The sequence below is a fragment of the Shimia abyssi genome (genome assembly GCF_003014475.1).
Classification (GTDB): domain Bacteria; phylum Pseudomonadota; class Alphaproteobacteria; order Rhodobacterales; family Rhodobacteraceae; genus Shimia; species Shimia abyssi.
The window spans coordinates 60,616-83,112 of the sequence record NZ_PYGJ01000003.1 but is presented as its reverse complement, the minus strand read 5'-3'; the positions used below and the strand labels follow the sequence as shown (position 1 = coordinate 83,112).

The 22,497-nt window shown below is 58.8% G+C and carries 24 protein-coding genes and 1 pseudogene; 11 read left to right on the top strand and 14 right to left on the bottom strand.

Annotation, left to right across the window (positions count from 1 at the left end):
- Positions 1-18 precede the first annotated feature (18 nt).
- The 6 genes from cobA (at position 19) to CLV88_RS06945 (ending at position 5,021) form a co-directional block, all read left to right on the top strand.
- The gene (gene cobA / locus CLV88_RS06970) at positions 19-837 is read left to right on the top strand and encodes a uroporphyrinogen-III C-methyltransferase (protein ID WP_341477146.1); all 819 of its coding nucleotides are present in this window, start codon (positions 19-21) and stop codon (positions 835-837) included.
- Positions 837-1,148 carry a DUF2849 domain-containing protein gene (locus CLV88_RS06965; RefSeq protein ID WP_106607681.1) on the top strand — a complete coding sequence of 104 codons (312 nt, stop codon included), beginning with the start codon at positions 837-839 and terminating at the stop codon, positions 1,146-1,148. Before cobA ends, CLV88_RS06965 begins: the two co-directional genes overlap by 1 nt.
- A gap of 27 nt (positions 1,149-1,175) precedes the next feature.
- On the top strand, positions 1,176-2,843 hold the full coding sequence (locus tag CLV88_RS06960) for a nitrite/sulfite reductase (protein ID WP_106607680.1): 1,668 nt from the start codon (positions 1,176-1,178) through the stop codon (positions 2,841-2,843).
- Positions 2,833-3,639 (top strand): phosphoadenylyl-sulfate reductase, encoded by an 807-nt coding sequence (locus CLV88_RS06955; RefSeq protein WP_106607679.1) that lies wholly within the window; start codon positions 2,833-2,835, stop codon positions 3,637-3,639. Before CLV88_RS06960 ends, CLV88_RS06955 begins: the two co-directional genes overlap by 11 nt.
- Positions 3,636-4,049 carry a DUF934 domain-containing protein gene (locus tag CLV88_RS06950; RefSeq protein WP_106607678.1) on the top strand — a complete coding sequence of 138 codons (414 nt, stop codon included), beginning with the start codon at positions 3,636-3,638 and terminating at the stop codon, positions 4,047-4,049. Before CLV88_RS06955 ends, CLV88_RS06950 begins: the two co-directional genes overlap by 4 nt.
- 123 nt (positions 4,050-4,172) lie before the next feature.
- Entirely contained in the window at positions 4,173-5,021 is an 849-nt protein-coding gene (locus tag CLV88_RS06945) for a ferredoxin--NADP reductase (protein ID WP_106607677.1), read from the top strand.
- Positions 5,022-5,098: 77 nt separating this feature from the next.
- On the opposite strand, the gene CLV88_RS06940 is transcribed toward CLV88_RS06945, so the two are convergent.
- Positions 5,099-5,653 (bottom strand): hypothetical protein, encoded by a 555-nt coding sequence (locus CLV88_RS06940; RefSeq protein WP_133169919.1) that lies wholly within the window; start codon positions 5,651-5,653, stop codon positions 5,099-5,101.
- A 195-nt stretch (positions 5,654-5,848) separates the two neighbouring features.
- Between CLV88_RS06940 and infC the strand changes: the two genes are divergently transcribed.
- Entirely contained in the window at positions 5,849-6,394 is a 546-nt protein-coding gene (infC, locus tag CLV88_RS06935) for a translation initiation factor IF-3 (RefSeq protein WP_106607675.1), read from the top strand.
- A 59-nt stretch (positions 6,395-6,453) separates the two neighbouring features.
- A complete protein-coding gene (locus CLV88_RS06930; RefSeq protein ID WP_106607674.1) occupies positions 6,454-7,053 on the top strand; it encodes a class I SAM-dependent methyltransferase in 600 nt (199 codons plus the stop codon).
- 101 nt (positions 7,054-7,154) lie between these two features.
- On the opposite strand, the gene CLV88_RS06925 is transcribed toward CLV88_RS06930, so the two are convergent.
- From CLV88_RS06925 to zrgA, 12 genes are all read right to left on the bottom strand, one after another.
- Positions 7,155-7,940 carry an FAD binding domain-containing protein gene (locus CLV88_RS06925; RefSeq protein WP_106607673.1) on the bottom strand — a complete coding sequence of 262 codons (786 nt, stop codon included), beginning with the start codon at positions 7,938-7,940 and terminating at the stop codon, positions 7,155-7,157.
- 99 nt (positions 7,941-8,039) lie between these two features.
- On the bottom strand, positions 8,040-10,409 hold the full coding sequence (locus tag CLV88_RS06920) for a xanthine dehydrogenase family protein molybdopterin-binding subunit (protein WP_106607940.1): 2,370 nt from the start codon (positions 10,407-10,409) through the stop codon (positions 8,040-8,042).
- A gap of 107 nt (positions 10,410-10,516) precedes the next feature.
- Positions 10,517-11,002 (bottom strand): (2Fe-2S)-binding protein, encoded by a 486-nt coding sequence (locus CLV88_RS06915; RefSeq protein WP_106607672.1) that lies wholly within the window; start codon positions 11,000-11,002, stop codon positions 10,517-10,519.
- Positions 11,003-11,135: 133 nt separating this feature from the next.
- The gene (locus CLV88_RS06910; protein ID WP_106607671.1) at positions 11,136-12,131 is read right to left on the bottom strand and encodes a molybdopterin-binding protein; all 996 of its coding nucleotides are present in this window, start codon (positions 12,129-12,131) and stop codon (positions 11,136-11,138) included.
- Positions 12,128-13,093, bottom strand: coding sequence for an XdhC family protein (locus tag CLV88_RS06905; protein ID WP_106607939.1), 966 nt, complete (start codon positions 13,091-13,093; stop codon positions 12,128-12,130). Before CLV88_RS06905 ends, CLV88_RS06910 begins: the two co-directional genes overlap by 4 nt.
- A 72-nt stretch (positions 13,094-13,165) precedes the next feature.
- Positions 13,166-14,422 (bottom strand): vWA domain-containing protein, encoded by a 1,257-nt coding sequence (locus CLV88_RS06900; protein ID WP_106607670.1) that lies wholly within the window; start codon positions 14,420-14,422, stop codon positions 13,166-13,168.
- A gap of 69 nt (positions 14,423-14,491) precedes the next feature.
- Entirely contained in the window at positions 14,492-15,400 is a 909-nt protein-coding gene (locus CLV88_RS06895) for an AAA family ATPase (protein WP_106607669.1), read from the bottom strand.
- Positions 15,401-15,420: 20 nt separating this feature from the next.
- Entirely contained in the window at positions 15,421-15,843 is a 423-nt protein-coding gene (locus tag CLV88_RS22985) for a hypothetical protein (protein ID WP_165798828.1), read from the bottom strand.
- 24 nt (positions 15,844-15,867) lie between these two features.
- Positions 15,868-16,269, bottom strand: a complete 402-nt coding sequence (locus CLV88_RS22980; RefSeq protein ID WP_165798827.1) for a hypothetical protein — start codon at positions 16,267-16,269, stop codon at positions 15,868-15,870.
- Positions 16,270-16,545: 276 nt separating this feature from the next.
- Positions 16,546-17,796 (bottom strand): ABC transporter permease, encoded by a 1,251-nt coding sequence (locus CLV88_RS06885; protein WP_106607668.1) that lies wholly within the window; start codon positions 17,794-17,796, stop codon positions 16,546-16,548.
- Positions 17,793-18,494: an ABC transporter ATP-binding protein gene (locus CLV88_RS06880; RefSeq protein WP_243403589.1), complete on the bottom strand. Its 702-nt coding sequence runs from the start codon at positions 18,492-18,494 to the stop codon at positions 17,793-17,795. Before CLV88_RS06880 ends, CLV88_RS06885 begins: the two co-directional genes overlap by 4 nt.
- A 2-nt stretch (positions 18,495-18,496) precedes the next feature.
- Positions 18,497-19,180, bottom strand: a complete 684-nt coding sequence (zrgA, locus tag CLV88_RS06875; protein ID WP_106607937.1) for a zinc uptake protein ZrgA — start codon at positions 19,178-19,180, stop codon at positions 18,497-18,499.
- 318 nt (positions 19,181-19,498) lie between these two features.
- Between zrgA and pyrC the strand changes: the two genes are divergently transcribed.
- Positions 19,499-20,542: a dihydroorotase gene (pyrC, locus tag CLV88_RS06870; protein ID WP_106607667.1), complete on the top strand. Its 1,044-nt coding sequence runs from the start codon at positions 19,499-19,501 to the stop codon at positions 20,540-20,542.
- Between the two features lie 85 nt (positions 20,543-20,627).
- On the top strand, positions 20,628-21,308 hold the full coding sequence (locus tag CLV88_RS06865) for an orotate phosphoribosyltransferase (RefSeq protein WP_106607666.1): 681 nt from the start codon (positions 20,628-20,630) through the stop codon (positions 21,306-21,308).
- Between the two features lie 32 nt (positions 21,309-21,340).
- Here CLV88_RS06865 and CLV88_RS06860 read toward each other — a convergent pair.
- Positions 21,341-21,763: pseudogene (locus tag CLV88_RS06860) on the bottom strand (acyl-CoA thioesterase).
- Positions 21,764-22,057: 294 nt separating this feature from the next.
- Here CLV88_RS06860 and CLV88_RS06855 point away from each other — a divergent pair.
- Positions 22,058-22,483 (top strand): paraquat-inducible protein A, encoded by a 426-nt coding sequence (locus CLV88_RS06855; RefSeq protein WP_165798841.1) that lies wholly within the window; start codon positions 22,058-22,060, stop codon positions 22,481-22,483.
- Positions 22,484-22,497 lie beyond the last annotated feature (14 nt).

Below are 22,497 nucleotides of genomic sequence, written 5' to 3'. Positions count from 1 at the left end.
AACACACGGAGCACTTTCATGGCCTCGTCCACGATCACAATACCAGCAAACGGCGCCGCCACCCTGCCCACTCCGGGACAGGTGGTCTTTGTCGGTGCGGGCCCCGGTGACGTTGAGTTGTTGACGCTGAAAGCGCTGCGTGCGTTGCAGAACGCTGACGTCGTGATCCATGACCGCCTTGTTGGCGCTGATGTTCTGGCGCTGGCCAATCCATCTGCGCAGTTAATAAATGTCGGCAAACAGGGTTTTGGCCCATCCACCGACCAAGAGCACATCAACGCTCTGATCGTCCGCCATGCCCGCGCGAGCCTGCGCGTGGCGCGGATCAAGGGCGGCGATTGCGCGCTTTTCGCCCGTCTGGACGAAGAGATCGACGCACTTGATGCCGCCGATTTGCCCTACACGATCATCCCCGGCATCACCGCCGCCTCGTCGGCTGTGGCCAGCATCGGGCAGGCGCTGACCAAACGCGGCCGAAACGCCTCGGTACGTCTCTTGACCGGTCACGATACCAAAGGTTTTGCAGATCAGGACTGGCAGGCACTGGCCCGCCCCGGCGAAGTTGCCGCAATCTATATGGGCCTCAAGGCCGCGCGCTTTATCCAAGGGCGTATGATCATGCACGGCGCAAACCCGGACACACCTGTTACCATCGTCGAAAACGCCTCGCGCCCCGATGAACGTGTGATCGTGACCTCGCTCGCCAACCTGCCCGACGCACTGCAAACCCTGACCAGCGGCGCACCGGCGCTCACGCTCTTCGGCCTCGCCCCGCGCGATACTGCCATTTCACGCCACACGACCCAATCACCCCTACTCTCACAGGAGCTCGCCTGATGCCCCGCGCATTTACGCCAAAAGTGATCACCGCAAACGCCCTGCTCGAAGGGGACGTGATCTACCTCACAGCCCAGGACACGTGGACCCGCGATCTTTCCGAGGCCGCGCTGCTCACCGACGAGGCCGACGCCCAGCTGCGCCTGCTCGACGCCGCAAAACAGGTCGACCTTGTGGTTGGTGTCTACCTCGCTGACGCGGTTGCGGGTGAAAACGGCCCTGAGCCAACTCACTTCCGCGAGGAGTTCCGCCGCACCGGACCCTCGAACTATTTCCACGGCAAACAAGAACTCAGCCCGTCGTCGGTGTAATCCGGGACTTCGCAAAGGACGCAAGCCATGTATCAGTATAACGATTTCGACGCCGCCTTCCTTGCCGAGCGCAATCGCCAGTTCCGCGGACAGGTCAACCGCCGCATCTCGGGCGCGTTGACCGAGGACGAGTTCAAGCCCCTGCGCCTGATGAACGGTCTTTACCTCCAACTGCACGCCTACATGCTGCGCGTCGCCATTCCCTATGGCACGCTCAGCTCGGCGCAGATGGACAAGCTCGCCCTGCTGGCCGAAAAGTGGGACAAGGGCTATGGCCACTTCACCACGCGTCAGAACATCCAGTATAACTGGCCCAAACTGGCCGACGTGCCTGACATGCTTGATGCGCTGGCCGAAGTGAACCTGCACGCGATCCAGACATCGGGCAATACCATCCGTAACGTGACCGCCGACCACTTTGCCGGTGCCGCCGCGGACGAACTGGTCGACCCGCGCCCAATTGCTGAACTGATCCGCCAGTGGTCTACCGACCACCCCGAATTCCAGTTCATGGGCCGCAAATTCAAAATCGCCGTTTCGGGCGCCGAAAATGACCGCGCCGTGCTCAAGGCACATGACCTTGCCGTGCGTATGGTCAAAAACGACGCGGGCGAGATTGGCTATCAGGTGCTGGTCGGCGGCGGACTGGGGCGCACCCCGATGATCGGCAAGGTTCTCAGCGACTTTGTCAGCAAAGAAGACCTGCTGCCATACATCGAGGCCACCGTCTCGGTCTGGAACCAGATTGGACGGCGCGACAACAAATACAAAGCACGCATCAAGACTACTGTGCATGAACATGGGATTGACGACATCCGCGCCCGCGTCGAAGAGCGCTTTGCCTTGGTCAAGAAAACCTTTGGCGGCTACGATCAGGTGCTGCTCAAGGAGATCGAAGAGCATTTTGCTGCGCCTGCCTTCCGCAACGCGCCAACAACCGAGTTCGACAGCGCATATGACGCCAACCCCGCTTTCCGTAGCTGGGCGGACACCAACCTATCCGACCACCGTGCACCGGGCTATGCAATCGTGACAATCTCGATCAAAAAGCACGGCGACACACCGGGCGATGCAACCGCTGATCAGATGCGCGTGATGGCCGATCTGGCCCGCCAGTACGGCCATGACGAACTGCGCATCAGCCACGAGCAGAACGTGATCCTGCCGCATGTGCACAAATCAGACCTGCCCGCGATCTACGCCGCCCTGCGCGACGCTGATCTGCACACTGCCAATATCGGTCTGGTGTCGGACATCATCGCCTGCCCCGGTATGGACTACTGCGCGCTGGCCACAGCCCGTTCGATCCCGGTCGCCCAACAGATTGCCACCCGCTTTGATGAGTTGAAGCTGGAGCATGATATCGGCCACCTGCAAATCAAGATCTCGGGCTGCATCAACGCCTGTGGGCATCACCATGTCGGCCATATAGGCATTCTGGGCCTCGACCGCGCGGGTGTGGAAAACTACCAGATCACGCTGGGCGGTGATGCCACCTTTGACGCGGCCATTGGCCAGCGTGCAGGCCCCGGCTTTGCCTATGACGAGATTGTCCCGGCCATCGAACGTCTGGTTCTGGGCTATCTTGAATTGCGCACGGACGCGTCCGAAACATTCCTTGCCGCCTACAAGCGCCTCGGCATGGCGCCATTCAAGGCTTATCTCTACCCAGAGGCGCAGGCCAATGCCGCATGATAATTTCACCCCTCTTGTCTCGCCGCTGAACAGCGGCGCGACAGGATCGGCGCGTGATGACCTGCCCCCTGACCCACTTCAGGCCAAGGTTGACGCGCTTAATGCCCGCTATCGCCACCACTCGGCGACCTCGGTGGTCGAGGCCGCATTGCGCGATCCGCAGGCCGGGAAACTGGCTCTGGTTTCGTCCTTTGGCGCGGAATCCGTTGTGCTGTTGCACATGGCCGCCATCGCCGACCGCAACGCTCCGGTGATCTTTGTCGATACCGAAATGCTGTTCACCGAAACGCTGGTCTATCAACAGGAACTGGCCGAGCGCTTGAACCTGAAGAACGTTCAGGTCATCCGCGCGTCCCAAGCCACGCTCAAAGCCGAAGACCCCGACGGGCTCTTGCACCGCGCCGACACCGACGCCTGCTGTGCCCTGCGCAAAACCCGCCCCTTGCAAAAGGCGCTACGCGGCTATGATGGCTGGATCACCGGGCGCAAGCGGTTCCAATCAGGCACCCGCGCCGCGCTTGACTTTTTTGAGGTCGAAGACTTTACCGGTCGGATCAAGGTCAACCCGCTGGCGCATTGGGCACCCGAAGACGTGCGCGCCTATATGGAAGAAAACCGCCTGCCCCGTCACCCTCTGGTGGCGCAGGGCTACCCGTCTATCGGCTGTGCCCCCTGCACGTCCAAAGTGGCCGAAGGCGAAGACCCCCGTTCAGGCCGCTGGCGTGGACAGGACAAAGAGGAATGCGGCATCCATTTTGTAAACGGCAAAATGGTGCGAGTTGGAGAGAAAACATGAGTGTACTTGTAACCGATACAGGTTTTGGAACAGACGACTGGACGCAGGGCTACGTCGCGCTCAGCGACGCCGCCAATGATGTGGTCTCGCTGGACATTCCCTCAGACACCGACCCTGCCACATTGGCAGACAAACTGATCGGCGTCGAAATGGTGCGTGTCGACTTTCCCTCCTTTGCCGATGGTCGTGGTTTTACCATCGCCCGTCACTTGCGCCTCTCAGGTTATACCGGCCGTCTGCGCGCCAAAGGTCACGTCATCTCTGACCAATACGCCATGGCGCGCCGCTGCGGCTTTGACGAGGTCGAAATCTCTGACGAGCACGCCGCCCGCCAACCTCAGGAAGACTGGGTCTTCCGTGCCGACTGGAAGGCCCACGATTATCAGGCCCGTATGCGCTCTGACGCGTAGCGCAGCGGCCGAACTGTAAAACAGATCGTATATTTGCGATATGTCAAAGACCTGTCGCAAATTCACCTTCAATTCCTGCCATGACATGATAGATGGAGACGGGCATTCCCGCCTGTTGTTGATATGACCGAGCAAACACCCGTGACCGAAGCCAAAGCCGTTAAAGTACCCGCCCTGCCCGACGCTCAGACCGTGACCGAGGTGCAGCACTACACCGACCGCCTGTTCCGGTTCCGTTGCACGCGCCCTGCGTCGCTGCGTTTTCGCTCGGGCGAGTTTGTCATGATCGGCCTGATGGGCGACCCCCATCCCGAAACCGGCAAGCAAAAGCCACTGCTGCGCGCTTATTCCATCGCCTCGCCCAGCTGGGACGAAGAGATGGAGTTCTATTCGATCAAGGTTGAAGATGGCCCGCTCACGTCCAAGCTTCAGCACATCAAGCCCGGCGACGAAGTGATCCTGCGCCCAAAACCGGTCGGCACCCTCGTGCATGACGCTCTGATCCCCGGCAAACGCATCTGGTTCTTTGCCACCGGCACCGGCTTTGCGCCCTTTGCCTCGCTCTTGCGCGAACCGCAGACTTATGAGGATTACGACGAAGTCATCATCACACATACCTGCCGCACCGTGGGCGAATTGACATATGGCCGCGAATTGATCGAGGCGCTCAAAAATGACGAACTTCTGAACGAAGTGATCGGCGAAGGGTTCTGGAAAAAAATCAAGTACTACCCGACAACCACTCGCGAAGAGAGTGCTAAGATGGGTCGCATCACTGACCTGATCAATTCCGGCGAAGCATATGCCGACCTCGGTGTCGCGCCGTTGAACCCCGAAAGCGACCGCGCCATGATCTGCGGAAACCTCGCCTTTAACCTTGAACTCAAGGACATGCTGGAAAAAGCAGGCCTCGAAGAAGGCGCCAATTCCAAACCAGCGCAATATGTAGTGGAAAAAGCCTTCCTAGATTGATCCACACTGGACCCAAACCAATAAAAAACGCGCCCGACTTATCGCCGGGCGCGTTTTGCGTTTTTGGGATCAGGCTCTTACAGTCCCAATTCCGCCTTCAACTGATCCAGCGCAATCTTCAGCGTTTCGGGCGATTGGGCCGCCTGTTCAACCGCGTTAGACAGCGCCGTTTTCTTGATCGGATCCAGCGACGAGTTATCAATCAGCTCAAGAACCTTGTCCTTGTCAAACCCGTCAACGGTCAGGAATTCAGCCACTGCATCTGGGTCGATCTCTGACGCATCGTCAATTGCATCCTCAACCGCCTGTGCCGCGTCATCCGCCATTTCCTCAACTTGTTCGGCGGCTTCTTCTGCTGCAGCCGCCGTATTCTCAACAGCCTCATCTACGGCTTCGTCAACGGCGTCCGACGCCTCTTCTACCGCAGCTGCCGCATCATCAACCGCCTCGTCAACAGCGTCCGACACCTCTTCAACAGCATCGCCAACCGCCTCAACGGCATCATTCACCGCATCCTGAACGGCCTCACTGGTCGAGTCCGGTGCCTCCGAAACCTCTGGTGATGCGAATATTAGAAAATATGCGCCTACACAGAACGCACCCAAAATAACAACCCAAGCAACCATTCTCATGTCGCCGACTCCTCTAAAAACTAACAACACCAACAATATGTGCGGCGTCATGCGGTCAATCAGCCATGTCTTGGCGCAAAATCAAAGCCCAAATCACACCAATACGCCATCTACCGCTCATTGGCGGTTGTAACGGCACGAATCCGCGAATAAATTAGCGCCTTGAAAGACGACAGCTATTGAAGGAACAAAACCATAGCCCGCAGACCTCATAACGCGCCTCCGCAGCGCGATACCGGCCCTCGCGTCAATGACCGCATCCGCTCTAACGAAATCCGCCTGATCGGGGCGGAAGGTGAAAATGTTGGGGTTGTCACTCCTGCCAGGGGTATGGCGCTCGCCGAGGAGGCCGGACTGGACCTGGTCGAAATTTCGCCCAATGCGAATCCTCCGGTCTGCAAGATCATGGATTACGGCAAGTTCAAATATGAACAGCAGAAACGCGAATCCGAGGCACGCAAAAAGCAAAAGACTATCGAGGTCAAAGAGGTTAAGTTCCGCCCGAACACGGACACCCATGACTACGAAGTCAAAATGCGCAACGTGTATCGCTTTCTGGAATCCGGCGATAAGGTCAAGGTGACTCTGCGTTTCCGAGGGCGCGAAATGGCCCACCAGAATCTGGGTCGTGAACTGCTCGAACGCGTCGCTGAGGATATCAAAGAACTGGGCAAGGTCGAAAACATGCCCAAAATGGAAGGCCGCCAGATGATCATGATGATCGGCCCCCTTCCCAAGTAACCCTTCAAACCCCCGCCCGCCTGGACGGGGGTTTTCTTTTCCAGACCAATGAGGCCCCCATGTGGGAAGAACGTTACGCCGGTTCCGCCGACTACGTCTTTGGCACCGCACCGGCGCAATTCCTACTGGACCACCAAACCCACGTGACGCCGGGCGCATCCGCCCTCGCCGTCGCCGACGGCGAAGGACGCAACTCGGTCTACATGGCGCAATGCGGCCTTGACGTCACCGCGCTTGAATTCGCCCCAACCGCCCTCGCCCGCGCCAACCGCCTGGCGGCGGACAAAAATGTCTCACTCACTTTCAAAGAGGAAGACGTCCTGACCCGCACATGGGAGCAGGACCGTTTTGACATTGTCGCCGGTATCTTCATCCAGTTTGTCGGCCCCGACGGACGTCGCCTTCAATTCAACGGCATGAAACAGGCAACCAAACCCGGTGGTCTCGTTATGCTGCATGGCTACACACCAAAACAGCTTGAACACGGCACCGGCGGCCCGCCTTTCAAAGAGAACATGTATACCGACGCGATCCTGCGCGCCGCCTTTGTCGGTTGGAAGATTGTCACCTGCCACGCCTATGAGCGCGAGGTTCAGGAAGGCCGCGGGCATTCGGGCATGTCTGCCCTGATCGACTTCATCGCCCGCAAGCCTCTCTAATCGGCCCCTAAAACGCCCAGAGCACACCGCCAAAATCAAAAAAGAGCGCCGGTTCAACCCAGCGCTCCTTAACCTCTCGTCGTGCCACAAGGACGTGCGCGTCAGCCGCAGGCCGCCACCGCCCGCCTGGTCAGCACCGCCACAAGATGCGCGCGATACGCCGAAGTGCCATGCAGATCGGCAATCATCCCATCCGCATCCGGCGCATCCGGCACCGCATCGGCCGAGAAATTAGCAGACAATGCCTCTTCAGCAGCCGCCCAACGATGCACACCCTCTTCGGATGCCCCTGTCACAGCGACACGAACCCCATCGGCAAATTTCGCCACAAACACACCCACCAGCGCAAAACGCGATGCAGGCTGCTCAAACTTCTGATAATTTGCCGCCTCAGGCACCGGAAATTTCACGTCGGTGATAATCTCGCCCTCTTCCAGCGCCGTGGTGAACATGCCCTGAAAGTAGTCATCCGCCGCAATCTCTCGGCTGTTTGTCACAATCGTTGCCCCAGAGGCCAACGCGCCTGCGGGATAACAGGCCGATGGGTCATTATTGGCGAGCGATCCGCCTATTGTCCCCCTCGCGCGCACAGCAGGATCCCCGATATTGCCGGCAAGGTCTGCCAACGCAGCATAACTTGCCCCTTGAGCGGCCACATCTTCATGCGACGTGACAGCCCCAATACACATGCGTCCGTCATCATCCATGCACACGCCCTGCATCTCGGCAATGCCGGTCAAACTCACCAGCTTGCTGGGCGCCGCCAGCCGCTGCTTCAGCGTCGGGATCAACGTCTGCCCCCCGCCCAGCGCCTGTGCGTCCTCAGACCCCAATGCCGCAACTGCGTCTGCAATCGAGCCGGGCTTTTCAAACTCAAAATTATACATCTCTTTGGTTCCTTTCCAGCAAGCCGGCTACGCCCAACTTCCTTTCGCCAAAAAATATCCCGGGGTCCGGGGCAGCGCCCCGGCTCCCTCGGTTTCACATCACTTCTGCATTGCGGCCCACACGCGGGACGGCGACACCGGCATGTCGATATGCGTCACATCATGCCCACCAGACTGCAACGCATCAACCACCGCATTCACCACCGACGGAGGAGAGCCAATTGCGCCGGCTTCGCCACAGCCCTTCACCCCAAGCGGGTTATGAGTACACGGTGTCTTGGCACTGTGATCCACCGCGTAAAACGGCACATCGTCGGCGCGCGGCATCGCATAATCCATATAAGACGCGCTCAGTAACTGACCGTCATCATCATAGATACAGTTCTCCAGCAACGCCTGACCAATACCCTGACCAAGCCCGCCATGCACCTGACCTTCGACAATCATCGGGTTGATAACATTGCCAAAATCATCCGCCGCAGCAAAACGCTCCACCGTCACCTTTCCGGTCTCCGGATCCACCTCAACCTCACAGGCATAGGCCCCTGACGGATAGGTAAAATTGGCCGGATCATAGAACGCCGTCTCTTCAAGACCCGGCTCAATATCCTCAATCGGGAACTGATGCGGCACATAGGCTTTTAGCGCCACCTCGCCCCAGGCGACGGATTTATCCGTTCCTGCAACCGAAAACGTACCATCCTTCAACTCGATATCGGCCTCTGCGGCTTCCATCATATGGGCCGCGATCTTCTTGGCCTTGTTGATGATCTTTTCGGTGGCACGCACCACGGCCGATCCGCACACGGCCAATGATCGCGACCCATAGGTGCCCATCCCAAACGGGATTTTCGAGGTGTCACCATGCACGATCTCGATCTGGCCTTCATCTATGCCCAGCATCTCCGCCACCACCTGAGGAAAGGCCGTTTCATGCCCCTGCCCATGGCTATGCGCCCCAACCATCACCGCCAGAGACCCGGTGGCATTCACACGCACAGTTGCAGCATCATACAGCCCGACGCGCGCGCCCAGCACTCCGACAAGGTTTGACGGCGCAATGCCACACGCTTCGATATAGCTGTTCACACCCAAACCACGCAGCTTGCCCCGCGCCTCACTCTCAGCACGTCGCGCTGCGAACCCGGCCAGATCACCAATCTCTTCAAGCTTGTCCATCACAGCGTCATAATTGCCAATGTCATATTCAAGCGCCACTGGCGTGGTATATGGAAACTGGTCCGGCTTGATAAAGTTTTTTCGGCGCAGCGCAATCGGGTCTATCTTCAACTCACGAGCACATTTGTCGATCACACGCTCAATGGAATAGGTTGCCTCGGGCCGCCCGGCCCCGCGATAGGCATCCACCGGTGCGGTGTTGGTCAATACCGCCTTCAGATTCACATAGACATTGGGCACCGTATAGTTGCCCGCCATCAATGTGCCATGCAAGAACGTCGGTGTCACAGTGGCAAAATTCGACAGATATGCCCCCACATTGGCCAGCGTTTCCGTGCGAATGGCAATGAATGTGCCGTCTTCTTCCGTCGCCAGCTCAATCTTGGTCACATGATCACGCCCATGTGCGTCGGTCAAAAAGCTCTCCGAGCGATCCGCAGTCCACTTGACCGGCCGCCCCAGCTTTTTCGCAGCTGCCAGAACCAAGGCCTCTTCGCCATAATGATAAATCTTTGATCCAAACCCACCACCAACATCCGGTGCAATCACCGTCAGCTTGTTTTCGGGAATGCCCATTACAAAGGCCGAGATCAGCAACCGCGTCAGATGCGGGTTCTGCGACGTGGTGTGCAGAGTGTAATCCCCGGTACCCCGATTGTAATCCCCGATCGAGGCGCGCGGCTCCATGGCATTAGGCACCAGCCGGTTATTGACCAGCTCAAGCGTCGTTACATGCGGCGCGTTCTTGATGGCTTCATCCGTGGCGGCGCGATTGTCCTCAATCCAGCCCCAGTCGAACACCATGTTGGTCTCAATCTCGTCGTGAACCAATGACGCACCGTCTGCCAGCGCGGCCGCACATGTGGCCACAGCCGGCAATTCTTCGATATCCGCTTCGATCGCCTCCACCGCGTCACGGGCCTGATCCAGCGTTTCGGCAATCACAGCCGCATAGGCATCTCCGACATGGCGCACCTTGCCATGTGCCAGAACCGGGCGTTTGGGTTCCTTCATCGGCGTGCCGTCGCGGCTCTCGATATACCAACCAGCCGGGTTTCCGCCAACGTCGACAAAATCTTCGCCCGTGAACACTGCGACAACACCAGGCATCGCCTCGGCAACTGACGTGTTTACGGACCGGATCGCTCCATTGGCTACATTCGAACGCGCAAACGCTGCAAATGTCTGGCCACGCTGATTGATATCATCCGTATAGTTTCCTGCACCGGTTAAAAACCGGACATCTTCGCGCCGCTTCGGGCTGGCGCCAATACCGTGATCTTTTGGCATGTTATCCTCCCATTGATCGGATGCGGGCCATTTGGCACACCACACCCTTTCATTGTTCTCAAAATACTCACAAACCGCCGCGCCCTCCTCCGACGCGACGCCAAGCATCACTCGGCGGCAATGGCCCCCACATCCTGACCAGACGCGGCCATGATCGCCTTGACGATATTGTGGTAACCCGTGCACCGACAGATATTGCCCTCCAGGTAGTCGCGAATTTCCGCTTCACTTGGTGTCGGGTTCTCTTTCAAGAGCGCCGCCGCAGTCATCACCATGCCCGGCGTGCAGAACCCGCATTGCAGACCATGGTGATCCTGAAACGCCTGTTGAATGGTGTTCAGCGATCCGTCCGCCTCTGCCTGTCCTTCAATGGTTTCCACCGAGGCACCATCCGCTTCCATTGCCAACATGGTACAGCTCTTGATGGCCTTGCCGTTCACATGCACCACGCAGGCGCCGCATTGGCTGGTGTCGCACCCCACATGGGTGCCGGTCAGGTCCAGCTCCTCCCGCAAGAATTGGCTAAGCAAGGTGCGCCCTTCGGCATCGCCGGACATTTCCTTGCCATTCACAGTCATGGTGACTTGTGACATTGGCTCCTCCCATTTTGTTGTCATGTGTGTCGACCCAAACTTACGCGTAGGCCGTACGCTCTGAAAGAACGTTAGTTCGCGGGCCACGGCAAAGCGCCCTATACATTGGTCGTATCATGCTGCCGACGGCATCTTACCGCCGCCGCTCACGTGGCATTGGACGTGTCGGTATCTCTTTGAGCAATCCCCCCACCCCCATACCCGCAATGTCGCCATGGCTCACCTTTATGCCACATGCCACGCGCGCTAAAACCCAATCCGCACCATTCAGCGCCGGAGCCCGCGCGCAGCCCGGCAGGCCAATCACCGGTTTTTGACGCAACGCCCCGATAAACAACAGGTTCCCCGGATCGACCGGCATCCCAAACCGCTCCACCTGTCCCCCGGCACGGCGCACGGCCTCAGGCGCGACATCCATCGGATCGGACGTGGCCGAGGCGGTCAGTATCATCACCATATCCCCCTTGGCCGCCGCCATTGCATTGGCCAGCGCGTCAATGCGATGCGGCACCATCACCACCTCGCTCAACTCCATGCCCAACGCCTCAACCCGTGCTGCAATCGCCTCGCGCCCCTTGTCGCCCGCGCCTCCCTCGATATCGGTGATAATCAAGGACGCGGTCCTATGCACCACAGGTGCCAGCCGGATTGCACCGCGCGCGACTTCGCAAGCGCGCTCAATGTCTGCACCCGCAACGCCGTAAGAGATAATCTTGACCGTCCCCACCATCTGGCCCGTGCCCATCTGCTGAAAAGGCGGCACCGTGGCCAGCGTGACCATCGGATCAACCAGGTTCAGCTGCGTCAGCGCCGCGACATCCATCACCGCCACACCGGGGCAGTCCGCCACCAGATTGACACGCCCGGTAAACGCCTTGGTTAACCGCAATCGCGCAGCACTCGGATCTGGCACCAGCGCCCCGGCCAACGTATCTGCCGCGCTATCCTCATGCACGTCACCCGGCTCAAGCCGTGCTACCGTCACAGCAGCAATTCCCGCCGCCTCCAACGCCGCCACATGCTCCGCCTCCAGCGTCATACCCTTGCGCAGCTTTCTGGGCCCCGCCTGCACCGAATGCGCCAAAATCGCGCCGAGCGCATCCGCCGCGCTGACTTCGCCGAAAATCATGCGCCCACCCGCAACACCTGAACCATCTCGGCCAGAACTGACACTGCAATCTCCGACGGCCCTGCCGCTCCGATGTTCAATCCAATCGGCCCGTGAATGCGCGCGATGTCGTCTTGCGAATACCCCGCTTCGCTCAGCCGCTCCACACGGCCCGCGTGGGTCCGTTTTGATCCCAGCGCGCCAATATAAAACACGTCCGATTTCAGCGCCACATGCAGCGCCGGATCATCCAGCTTTGGATCATGCGTCAGCAACACCAGCGCCGTGCGCGCATCCAGACCAATCTGCGCCATGGCCTCATCCGGCCACTCATCCACGATGGTTTCGCCCGGAAACCGCGCCTCGCTGCCAAAGGCGGCGCGCGGATCGACTATAATGGGGTCAAACCCGGCAAGCCGCGCCATCGGCACCAGATTCTGCGCGATATGCACCGCGCCCACGATCACCAACCGCAAGGGCGGGTTGTGAATGGCCACAAACCGCCCGTCTTCTTCCACACCGGACCGATCCATCCGGAATCGTGTGTCAAAGCCCTCGCGCACCAAATGCCCGCCACCGGTTTTGCCGTCGCACACATAGGCCACAGCCTGCCGCGCACTGCGCGCTGCGACCAGTTCCGCCAAAACGTCTTCGTCCAACACCGGGCCAACTGGTTCCACAAGCACGCGGATCGTGCCACCACAGGCGAGCCCAACGGCAAATGCATCCCCGTCGCTGACACCATATTCAAGCAACGTACCTTTGCACGCCTCCAGCGCATCTATGGCTTCCATCATCACAGCGCCTTCGACGCACCCGCCCGAGACGGAGCCTTCTATTTGCCCGTCCCCGGACACCACCATCTGCGATCCCACTCGTCGTGGCGCCGAGCCCCATGTTTCGACCACCGTCGCCAAAACCGCACCACGCCCCGCCCGGTGCCAGTCCAGCGCCAATTCCGGCGCACCTGTCAAAGCACTCATATTCAATCCCCCCATGCCCGTCTCCGGGCTTTGCTTCAACATGGTCGCTCTATCAAGCGTCTGCAACCACGCTCACGCCTCGATCAGCCGCATCAACCGCGCCTTTTCGCCCATGTCATCCGGACGGGACAAGGCCAGTGCCAATTCTTCCAGACTGGCAATCGAATGACCTGCGCGGAAACTGTCCACATGTGGCAACATCGCGCGAATGCCCTGCGCCCTAGGGGCAAAACCGTCCCATCGCAGCAACGGATTCAGCCAAATCAACCGCCGCGCCGACAGATGCAACCGCTGCATTTCATGAGCCAGATCGTCAGGCGCCCCCCGATCCAGCCCGTCAGTGATCAGCAGAACCACTGCGCCCTGCCCCATAACCCGGCGTGACCAGTCGCGGTTAAAGTCATGCAAACACTCGCCAATCCGCGTTCCACCCTCCCAGTCCTGCGCCTCTGACCCCGCGGCGGCAAGTGCCACATCCACGTCGCGCGTGGCCAGATGACGGCTGATATTGGTCAGCCGCGTGCCAAATGTGAACCCGTACACCTTGGACCAGCCCGCACCCTTTTGGTTCGCCACAGCATGGAGAAAATGCAAAACCATGCGACTGTAATGACTCATCGAACCCGAAATATCGCAAAGCACGACAAGGTTCGGCCAGCGGATACGCGGGCTTTTGCGCACAAGCGTGTTCACCTCGCCGCCATGACGCATCGCCTGTCGCATTGTGGCGCGCCAGTCTGCTTGCGCGCCCAGCAAATCGGGTTTCGTGCGCCGGGATTTCAGCGGTTTTACCGGTAGGTTCAACCGCGCCAGCATGCGCTTAGCGGCCGCCACTTCTTCGGTGCTCATCTGCTCAAAGTCCAGACTACGCAGCCGTTCTTCGCTCGACACGGTCATCGAGGCATCCACCTCGATCTCCGTCCCCTCTTCTTCCTGTTCTAGCTCGGGTATGGCGCGCTCTACCCCGTCCAACAACGCCTCCGCAGCCCGCTTTTCTGCCGCGTGCGCCGCACGGTCCTCCTGCACGCCACGCACCATTGGCAGCAGCATCGACATCATATGCTCCATGAATTGAGGATCACGCCAATAGAGCCGGAAGACCTGTGCAAATACCGCACGATGTTCAGGGCGCGAGACAAAACAGGCATGTAGTGTCCAATAGAAATCTTGCCTATCGGTAAATCCGGCGGCCTCGACAGCCCGGATTGCATCAATCACACGCCCCGGCCCGATTGGCAAACCCGCTTTGCGCAGCGCACGGGCGAACCACGTGATGTTTTGCGTCAGGCGCGGCGTTTCCGGGATGTCCAGCGACGGATGTTCGGACATCGGATTACGTTTCGCAGGCGGGGGGCCAGCCCCCCGCACCCCCCGAAGTATTTCTGGCAAGATGAAGGATCATGCCGGTTCCATGCTGGCGCGGGCATCATCCAAAAGCCGCTTGGCTTCGGATCCTTGCAGCTTTGCTATGTCGTCCTGATATTTCAGAATGGCGCCTAATGTGTCTGCGATCACCTCTGGTGACAATTCGACAACATCCAGCGCCAGCAGGCATTTTGCCCAATCGATGGTTTCGGCGACACCGGGTTTCTTGAACAAATCCTGACTGCGCAGTTTTTGCACAAGCGCCACCACCTCGCGGCTGAGCGCCTCAGCCGCTTGGGGTGCGCGCGCCTTGAGGATGGCCAGTTCTCGCTCAAAATCAGGATAGTCGACCCAATGGTAGAGACACCGCCGTTTGAGCGCGTCATGCACTTCGCGGGTGCGGTTTGAGGTAATAATCACAATCGGCGGCTCTGGTGCCTTGATCGTGCCAATCTCGGGAATCGTGATTTGAAAATCACTCAGCGCCTCGAGCAGGAACGCTTCAAACGGTTCGTCGGTGCGGTCCAGTTCATCAATCAACAGCACCGGTGCGCCGCGTGGATCGGCGCGCATCGCCTTGAGCAAGGGGCGCTCGACCAGATAGTTCGGGCCAAATAACTCTGCCTGTAGTGCGGCGCGATCCGCTCCGCCCCCTGCCTCTGCCGTGCGGATGGCCACCATTTGCGCCGCAAAGTTCCACTCGTAAACCGCGCTCGACGTATCCAGCCCCTCATAGCATTGCAACCGGATCAGGTTGCGCCCCAGCCCGGCGGCAATCGCCTTGGCAATTTCAGTTTTGCCAACCCCGGCCTCGCCTTCCAAAAAGATCGGTCGTCCCAGACGCAAGCTCAGAAAGACCACCGTCGCCAGCGCCCGCCCACAGACATAATCCTGCGCTGCCAGCATCTCTTGCACTGCGTCGATACTGTCAATTTTGCCCATGTTCCGCTCCCTCACGTGATCTACCCACGCTGCACGGGCCATTCCAGAGCGTCAACCGCCCCACCCCGCGACAAAAGTTGTAGACCCGCCCCCGCATTCCCAATTTTTGCCGCAAATCGGAAATACACTGCCTTGCAAGAGCGTAAAAAACCGCGCCGTACCGGGATTACGAGTGCCAGAGGACAGAGTAGATGCAGGATTCGCCAAACGGGTTTGACACGCCGATGCTTGGATTGAGCCGGGCCGACTGGCTTGAAAAGCTCGAAGAGATCGCTGAAGAACATGGCCATTTCCAACCATTGGGCGAGCGCCATTGCGCCACGCTGACCGAAGACAAACCGATCCTGTTGATCACGTTTGAAACCATGCAATCCATCCAGAGCCGCGGTGACACTGGCCAGCCCCTGGGCTGGGAACTGGTACGTGAACTGGGCTGGTCGCATCTGTGCATTCTGTCAGACGGCGACTCATGGTTCCGCGATCCTGCTGTATACGCCTATTTCGATCGCTTGGCCGACGACGGATTTTTCGACGAATTCGAACGCATCGTGTTTTATGGTTCGGGCCCATGTGGCTATGCGGCGGCTGCGTTTTCTGTTGCCGCCCCCGGTGCAACAGTGGTCGCGCTGACACCGCAAGCCACGCTTGCCCCAGACCTGACCCCATGGGATCGCCGCTTCCCCAAGGCACGCCGCATCGATTTTGGCGACCGTTACAGCTATGCGCCCGATATGCTCGATGCCGCCGACGATGCATTCATTTTGTATGACCCGCTTATAGCCGAGGATGCGATGCATGCCACGCTGTTCAACCGGGCCAATGTCACGCCATTTCAAATGCCGCGACTGGGGGGCGATATCGAATCTCATTTACATGAGATGCAGATCCTGTTCCGCATTCTGGCCAAGGCCGGCGCGGGCAAGCTCTCTGCACACGCCCTCTCGCGCCTATGGCGCGCACGCCGGATCTACACGCCATACCTTGATGCCATATTGCAAGAGATAGAGCGTCAAAAACGGCCTTATATCAAGGCGTTGCTCTGTGCGAATGTGGCCCGCCGTCTCAAAGAGCCGCGCTATATGCGCAAGCTCAATTTGCTGGTACAGGCAGCTGAGGGTGGTAAAATCGCCAGCCAAGTGCGCGTCTCAGGTGCGCACCATCATCCCATCGGCCAGCGACAACCGATAGGCGCGCAGCGCGGGCACAAGGCTGACCACCGCGCCTGCTACAATCACCCCGATCAACACCCACAGCTCGCGCAGTGCCGGGGCTTCGATGGGCAACCACAGGCCAAAGGCGCTGTCGACAATCGGCTGCGCGACAATCAACCCGAAATACAAAAGCCCCAGCCCCAGAGCTCCGCCCAGCGCCGCGGTCAGCACCGCCTCCAGCACCAACATGGCCACGATCACGCGGGGGCGCGCGCCCATCGCGCGGAATATCGCCATCTCGCGTCTCCGCTCGTTCAGGCTGGAAAATATGGTCGCCATCATCCCGATCAGCGCTGTCACAACCACCATCGCCGACACCGCCAATAGCGCGGTTTCGGCCACCCCCACAATCGCCCATAGCTCTTGCAAGGCAACCCCGGGCAAAATCGCCAGCAACGGTTCCTCTGAATACTCATTAATTGCGCGTTGCAGGCCAAAAATCTGGATTGGGCTTTCGACTCCAACTAAGGCCGCTGTGATCGCATTGGGCGTCAGGTCCATCTGACGAATCACTTCTTCGGGGGTGCCTGCGCCCGGTGCGCGTGCACCGCTTTTCCAATCCACATGGATGGCCTCAATTGCGGCAAGGCTCACAATCACAGTTCGGTCCACCGGTGTGCCGGTTTTCTCCAGAATGCCAGCCACGCGAAACGGTTGATCATCGTGATGCAGAAACGACGCAAGCCCATGTGCAACCACGATCGGGTCATCCACCCGATAGCCCAGTGCGTTCGCCACATCCGCGCCAATGACCGCATCAAACAGATCGTCCATCAACACGCCGTCCGCCACGCTCAGCCCACGATCCCGCCGATATTTGTACCGCTCAAAAAACGCCGGCGTTGTGCCCATCACGCGAAACTGGCGATGGCTGTCGCCCAGCGAGATTGGCACAATCCACTCCACCTCGGGCCACGCGGCGATGTCCTGATAGCTCTGCCATGTGACGTTGTTGGTGGCATTTCCAATCCGGAACACCGAATAAAGCAGCAACTGCACGGATCCGGATCGCGCGCCCACAATCAGGTCTGTTCCCGAAATCGTGTCGGCAAAACTTGCCTTGGCACCGGTGCGTACTTTTTCCACGCCCAGAAACAGCATCACCGACAACCCTATCGCCAACACGGTCATGCCCACCGTCAACGCTCGGGCAAATAACGATGCTATCGCCAGCCGCAGGATCATGCCGCCTGCCTTTCAACATGTGCAATGTCAGACATGCGCACCACCCGGTCAAACCGAGTGCTCAGGCGCGGATCATGGCTGACCATCAGCAGAGTCGCACCGCTGGCGCGCACCTGTTTGAACATCAAATCCAGAAAGGCTGACTGGCTCTCTTCGTCCAGCGCCGATGTCGGTTCATCCGCCAACAGAATCGGCGGTTGCCCGATCAGCGCCCGCGCCACGGCCACCCGTTGCTGTTGCCCCACACTCAGCGCAGCGGCTCGCGATCCCAGCACTGCTTCCGGCAACCCAAGCGCATTGCACAGCCGTGCCGCCTCTTGCGCTTCGTCCGCGACACGTGCGCGCCGCTCAGGCGCAAACCGCAATGGCAGGCGAATATTCTCCAGAACCGAGCCAAAGGGCAGCAGATTAAACTGTTGAAACACCACACCCACATGTTCACCGCGAAAGCGATCGCGCTTGCCACCCGACAATTCATCCAGCGCGGTGCCCGCGACAGATACCCGGCCCGCCTGGGCCAGCACCGTGCCACAGATCAGCGACAACAGCGTCGACTTACCCGACCCGCTTTCGCCCAACAGCAGCACGGTTTCGCCGGGTGCAACCGAGAAATCCGGCACCGACATCTCAAACACAACCCGTCCCGGCCAGCGAAACCGGACGTCCTGTAATTCAAGAATCGGTGCTTTTTCGTTCACGTTCAGAACAACCCGCTTACATCCAACGTCGGTGCATCCCGCTCAACTTCAAAAGCAGACGCGCCATTCGCGCCAACCACCTGAACCACCAGCTCACGCGCATTTGGGAAGGTCGCGAAATACGCCAGCTCGATTGCAGAAATGGCACTGGGCGTTGCACAGGTCAGCATGTATTCCGCGTGGAACTCTGTGTGGCCCGCCTCATCAGCATGCTCATCATGCGCATGCTCGTGGTCGTGTTCGTCATGATGCTCATCGGCGTGCTCGTCTTTATGCTCTTTATGCGCATGATCATCGCCATGTTCATCGTGATCATCACTGTGTTCGTCATGATGCTCATCTGCATGATCATCGTGGTCATCGTGCCCATCTTCCTCAGTGTCCAATTCCGCGCTGGCCGATACAACACTACACCCAGCAGTATCCGGGAACACAAACAAATCCAATGGGTTGGATAAAATCGAAGTTGCCGTTTCAATGGCCGCAAGGTCTTCTTCATTAGTGGCTTCATATTCAAAGCCAACAATGTCTGCCCCCGGCGCATGAAACTCGATCGCCACCGTTTCACCATCCACAGCAATGTTCAATTCACCCACGCCGTGCTCGTGCGCGTCAAGTTCTCGCGTCTCTTCGGCCAACGCAGGGACCGCCATCATGGTCAAAAGTATCGGAAGCGAATGTTTCATTGTCATACCTTTTCTCAGGTTCAAAGAAATGTCACGCCGCAGATATGGCGACATGATCATGCAATTCAAAATTGTGGTGTCCGGACCGGTCCCCATTTGGCGCAAGCAGCACTACAAGCCTCGGCTTGCGACTCACCATTCTCGAAATTGTTATGTAATAAAGTTACAATCTGCAAGCCCGCATTTCCCACCCATCCCAGGCATCTGTTCGCCACATCTCTTGCCACAGGGCCATCACACGCCGCGCCCCATCCATCAAACCCGTTTCCCGTTCACTCCGCACTGGATTGCAGCTCCGCTTTTGTGTAAGCCGCGCCCATGACCCAAAGCCTCACAATCGCCCGCCCCGATGACTGGCACCTGCATTTGCGCGACGGCGCAATGCTGAACGCCGTCCTGCCTGAAACCGCCCGCGATTTTGCTCGCGCGATCATCATGCCCAACCTCGTGCCGCCCGTTGTCACCGGCGCGCAGGCCACCGCCTATCGCGACCGCATCCTCGCCGCCCTGCCCGAAGGTATGGACTTCACACCGCTGATGACCCTCTACCTGACCGAAGACACCGACCCAGCCGATATGGAGGCCGCCCATGCCAGCGGCTTGATCAACGCGGTCAAACTCTACCCGGCCGGGGCCACCACCAACTCCTCCTCCGGTGTCTCCAACTTCAGCAATGTCCGCGCCTGCCTTGAAAAAATGGCAGAGATTGGCCTGCCGATGTGTGTCCATGGCGAAGTCACCGACCACGACATCGACATCTTCGATCGCGAAGCCGTCTTTATCGACCGCGTGCTTGATCCGATCCGCCGTGCAACTCCGGGACTGCGCGTGATCATGGAACACATCACGACGTCAAACGGCGTCGACTATGTCAAAGCCAACGACACCGATCTGGGCGCGACGATCACAACCCACCACCTGATCATCAACCGCAACCACATTCTCGCGGGCGGGATCAAGCCGCATTATTATTGCCTGCCAGTCGCCAAACGCGAAGAACACCGTCTCGCCCTGCGCGCTGCGGCCACCTCGGGCGATGCGCGTTTCTTCCTTGGCACAGACAGTGCCCCACACACAGATGCTCTAAAAGAACACCCCTGTGGCTGTGCCGGTTGTTTTACCGCAACCAACACCATGCCCCTACTCGCGCATGTCTTTGAGGAAGAAAACGCGTTGGACAAGCTCGAAGGCTTCGCCTCTCGCCACGGCCCCGCCTTTTACCGCCTTCCGGTCAATTCCGACACGCTGACCCTCACCAAATCGGACGCCGTTACCGAATTCCCAACAAAACTCGAAGCAGGAGAAGACACTGTGACCGTGTTTGATCCCGGCTTCCCGATACATTGGTCGGTGGCCCGCTAGGCCGCTGTTTTTCCTTGTTCTCCAAACACTTCCGCCCGGGGGCATACCGAAACTGCCCTCGGCGCCGCGCCCAAAGGATAAAGACATGATCCCTACTGCCTTCCCCCCAAAAGAGGAAATCGCCCGCCTGACCGCTCGCATGTTGCTGGAAATCGGCGCGGTAAACTTCAACACGGACGAGCCCTATACGCTGGCCTCCGGCCTGCCGTCTCCCAGCTACATCGACTGCCGCAAGCTGATATCTTTCCCGCGCATCCGGGCGACGCTCATGGATTTCATGACCGTCACCGTGATGCGCGATGCAGGTTTTGAGGCGTTCGACAATATCGCAGGCGGCGAAACCGCCGGTATCCCCTTTGCCGCGCTGGTGGCCGAACGCATGGCATTGCCCATGACCTATGTGCGCAAAAAACCCAAAGGCTACGGCAAAAACGCCCGCATAGAAGGCGCGATGTCGGAAGGTGAGCGCGTCCTTCTGGTCGAGGACCTGACCACCGATGGCGGCTCTAAACTGTCTTTTGTGGATGCCATCCGTGAAACCGGCGCAACCTGCGGACATACGGCTGTAATCTTCTATTACGACATCTTCCCCGAGACCACCAAAACTCTAGGCGATCACGGGGTCGCGTTGCACTATCTCTGCACATGGTGGGATGTTCTGGCCGAGGCCCGCGCCCAAAACGCGTTTTCAGCCGAAACATTGGCCGAAGTTGAAACCTTCCTCAATGACCCGCGCGCCTGGCAAGACGCCCGCGCCAAGTCCTGAGCCGTCTGGTAGGTCGGACAAATTTGTCCGACCTACGAAACATCCGCCACAAACGCCTCGGCCTTTTCGCGGACATCTTCCGGTACCATTTCCGCCCGTCGCGCCTCCAGTCCCAACAGAACGCATTTGAACATCGTTTCAAACGTTTTCATTCCGTCCGCGCTGCGAAAAAGCCGATGTCGGAATGTCATGGACTTGCGACCAATCCCAAGCACTTCCGTTTCCATAAAAACGGCATCACCAGCCGCCAGTTCCGACAGGAAATCGCTCTCCGCATGTACAACCGCAAATGACAGGCGGCGCCCCTGCCGCATGTCTTACGCCGTCAGCCCCATTTCGGCCTGAATGGCAAAAACAGCGTCCGAACAGGCAGCGAAATATCGTGATACATTCATGTGCCCCAGAAAATCACAATCTGCCGGGTCAACTACTCCGCGATATGAAACAAATGCCATCTTCCTTCCCCTTCAAACATGACTGTCTCCTGGTAACCCTACCACATACTTTCACCTCGCCTGTAACCCCGCGCAGGTGTCCGGTGATTCTGCCGTCGAATGTGTTGCGCCTTGTGCCGTAACATCGCGCGCGGTATTTATGATGCCGATAATCGCGCGCCCAAACATTCGCACCGACGCAATACCGACAGAATACCGACGTGATACCGACGTCGCCTTTTCGCAGCTCCCCCCCGTTAACCAACACTACAGGGGTTGCGCCGGAACCGCCCCGCGCCTAGCTCTCTTTCCATGATTTTACGCCTCGCAAATCTCACCCTGCTGGTCCTTTTTCCCATCGCATGGTTTGCCCCGCTCCTGCGGGCCGGTGTCCTGCCCATCTTTGGTCTGTCGGAAATTTCCATCGTTTCTGGCCTGCAATCACTTTGGTCCAGTGACGTAGCCCTTGCCCTGCTCGTGACATTCCTTGCGATCTTCGCGCCCTACATGAAGGTCATCGGGATTGCTTTGATCCAGTTCGGACAAATGCGGCGCAAGGTATTGCCAGCATTGGAAATTCTGGGAAAACTCGCCATGGCTGACGTGTTTCTCATCGCGCTTTACGTGGTCGTCGTGAAAGGCGCGGGTTATGTGACCGTTGAAACCGGTTGGGGTCTTTATCTCTTTACCGCCTGTATTCTTGCCTCTCTTGTGATTAGCCATTTGACGCGCCGCCGTTAGTGGTCCAAAACGAG

What these genes read in the sequence shown, in the direction of transcription:
- cobA (WP_341477146.1), top strand. Translation starts at nt 19, where the DNA reads ATGGCCTCGTCCACGATCACAATACCAGCAAACGGCGCCGCCACCCTG.
- CLV88_RS06965 (WP_106607681.1), top strand. Translation starts at nt 837, where the DNA reads ATGCCCCGCGCATTTACGCCAAAAGTGATCACCGCAAACGCCCTGCTC.
- CLV88_RS06960 (WP_106607680.1), top strand. Translation starts at nt 1,176, where the DNA reads ATGTATCAGTATAACGATTTCGACGCCGCCTTCCTTGCCGAGCGCAAT.
- CLV88_RS06955 (WP_106607679.1), top strand. Translation starts at nt 2,833, where the DNA reads ATGCCGCATGATAATTTCACCCCTCTTGTCTCGCCGCTGAACAGCGGC.
- CLV88_RS06950 (WP_106607678.1), top strand. Translation starts at nt 3,636, where the DNA reads ATGAGTGTACTTGTAACCGATACAGGTTTTGGAACAGACGACTGGACG.
- CLV88_RS06945 (WP_106607677.1), top strand. Translation starts at nt 4,173, where the DNA reads ATGACCGAGCAAACACCCGTGACCGAAGCCAAAGCCGTTAAAGTACCC.
- CLV88_RS06940 (WP_133169919.1), bottom strand. Translation starts at nt 5,653, where the DNA reads ATGAGAATGGTTGCTTGGGTTGTTATTTTGGGTGCGTTCTGTGTAGGC.
- CLV88_RS06930 (WP_106607674.1), top strand. Translation starts at nt 6,454, where the DNA reads ATGTGGGAAGAACGTTACGCCGGTTCCGCCGACTACGTCTTTGGCACC.
- CLV88_RS06925 (WP_106607673.1), bottom strand. Translation starts at nt 7,940, where the DNA reads ATGTATAATTTTGAGTTTGAAAAGCCCGGCTCGATTGCAGACGCAGTT.
- CLV88_RS06920 (WP_106607940.1), bottom strand. Translation starts at nt 10,409, where the DNA reads ATGCCAAAAGATCACGGTATTGGCGCCAGCCCGAAGCGGCGCGAAGAT.
- CLV88_RS06915 (WP_106607672.1), bottom strand. Translation starts at nt 11,002, where the DNA reads ATGTCACAAGTCACCATGACTGTGAATGGCAAGGAAATGTCCGGCGAT.
- CLV88_RS06910 (WP_106607671.1), bottom strand. Translation starts at nt 12,131, where the DNA reads ATGATTTTCGGCGAAGTCAGCGCGGCGGATGCGCTCGGCGCGATTTTG.
- CLV88_RS06905 (WP_106607939.1), bottom strand. Translation starts at nt 13,093, where the DNA reads ATGAGTGCTTTGACAGGTGCGCCGGAATTGGCGCTGGACTGGCACCGG.
- CLV88_RS06900 (WP_106607670.1), bottom strand. Translation starts at nt 14,422, where the DNA reads ATGTCCGAACATCCGTCGCTGGACATCCCGGAAACGCCGCGCCTGACG.
- CLV88_RS06895 (WP_106607669.1), bottom strand. Translation starts at nt 15,400, where the DNA reads ATGGGCAAAATTGACAGTATCGACGCAGTGCAAGAGATGCTGGCAGCG.
- CLV88_RS22985 (WP_165798828.1), bottom strand. Translation starts at nt 15,843, where the DNA reads ATGCGACCAGCCCAGTTCACGTACCAGTTCCCAGCCCAGGGGCTGGCC.
- CLV88_RS22980 (WP_165798827.1), bottom strand. Translation starts at nt 16,269, where the DNA reads ATGAGATTCGATATCGCCCCCCAGTCGCGGCATTTGAAATGGCGTGAC.
- CLV88_RS06885 (WP_106607668.1), bottom strand. Translation starts at nt 17,796, where the DNA reads ATGATCCTGCGGCTGGCGATAGCATCGTTATTTGCCCGAGCGTTGACG.
- zrgA (WP_106607937.1), bottom strand. Translation starts at nt 19,180, where the DNA reads ATGAAACATTCGCTTCCGATACTTTTGACCATGATGGCGGTCCCTGCG.
- pyrC (WP_106607667.1), top strand. Translation starts at nt 19,499, where the DNA reads ATGACCCAAAGCCTCACAATCGCCCGCCCCGATGACTGGCACCTGCAT.
- CLV88_RS06865 (WP_106607666.1), top strand. Translation starts at nt 20,628, where the DNA reads ATGATCCCTACTGCCTTCCCCCCAAAAGAGGAAATCGCCCGCCTGACC.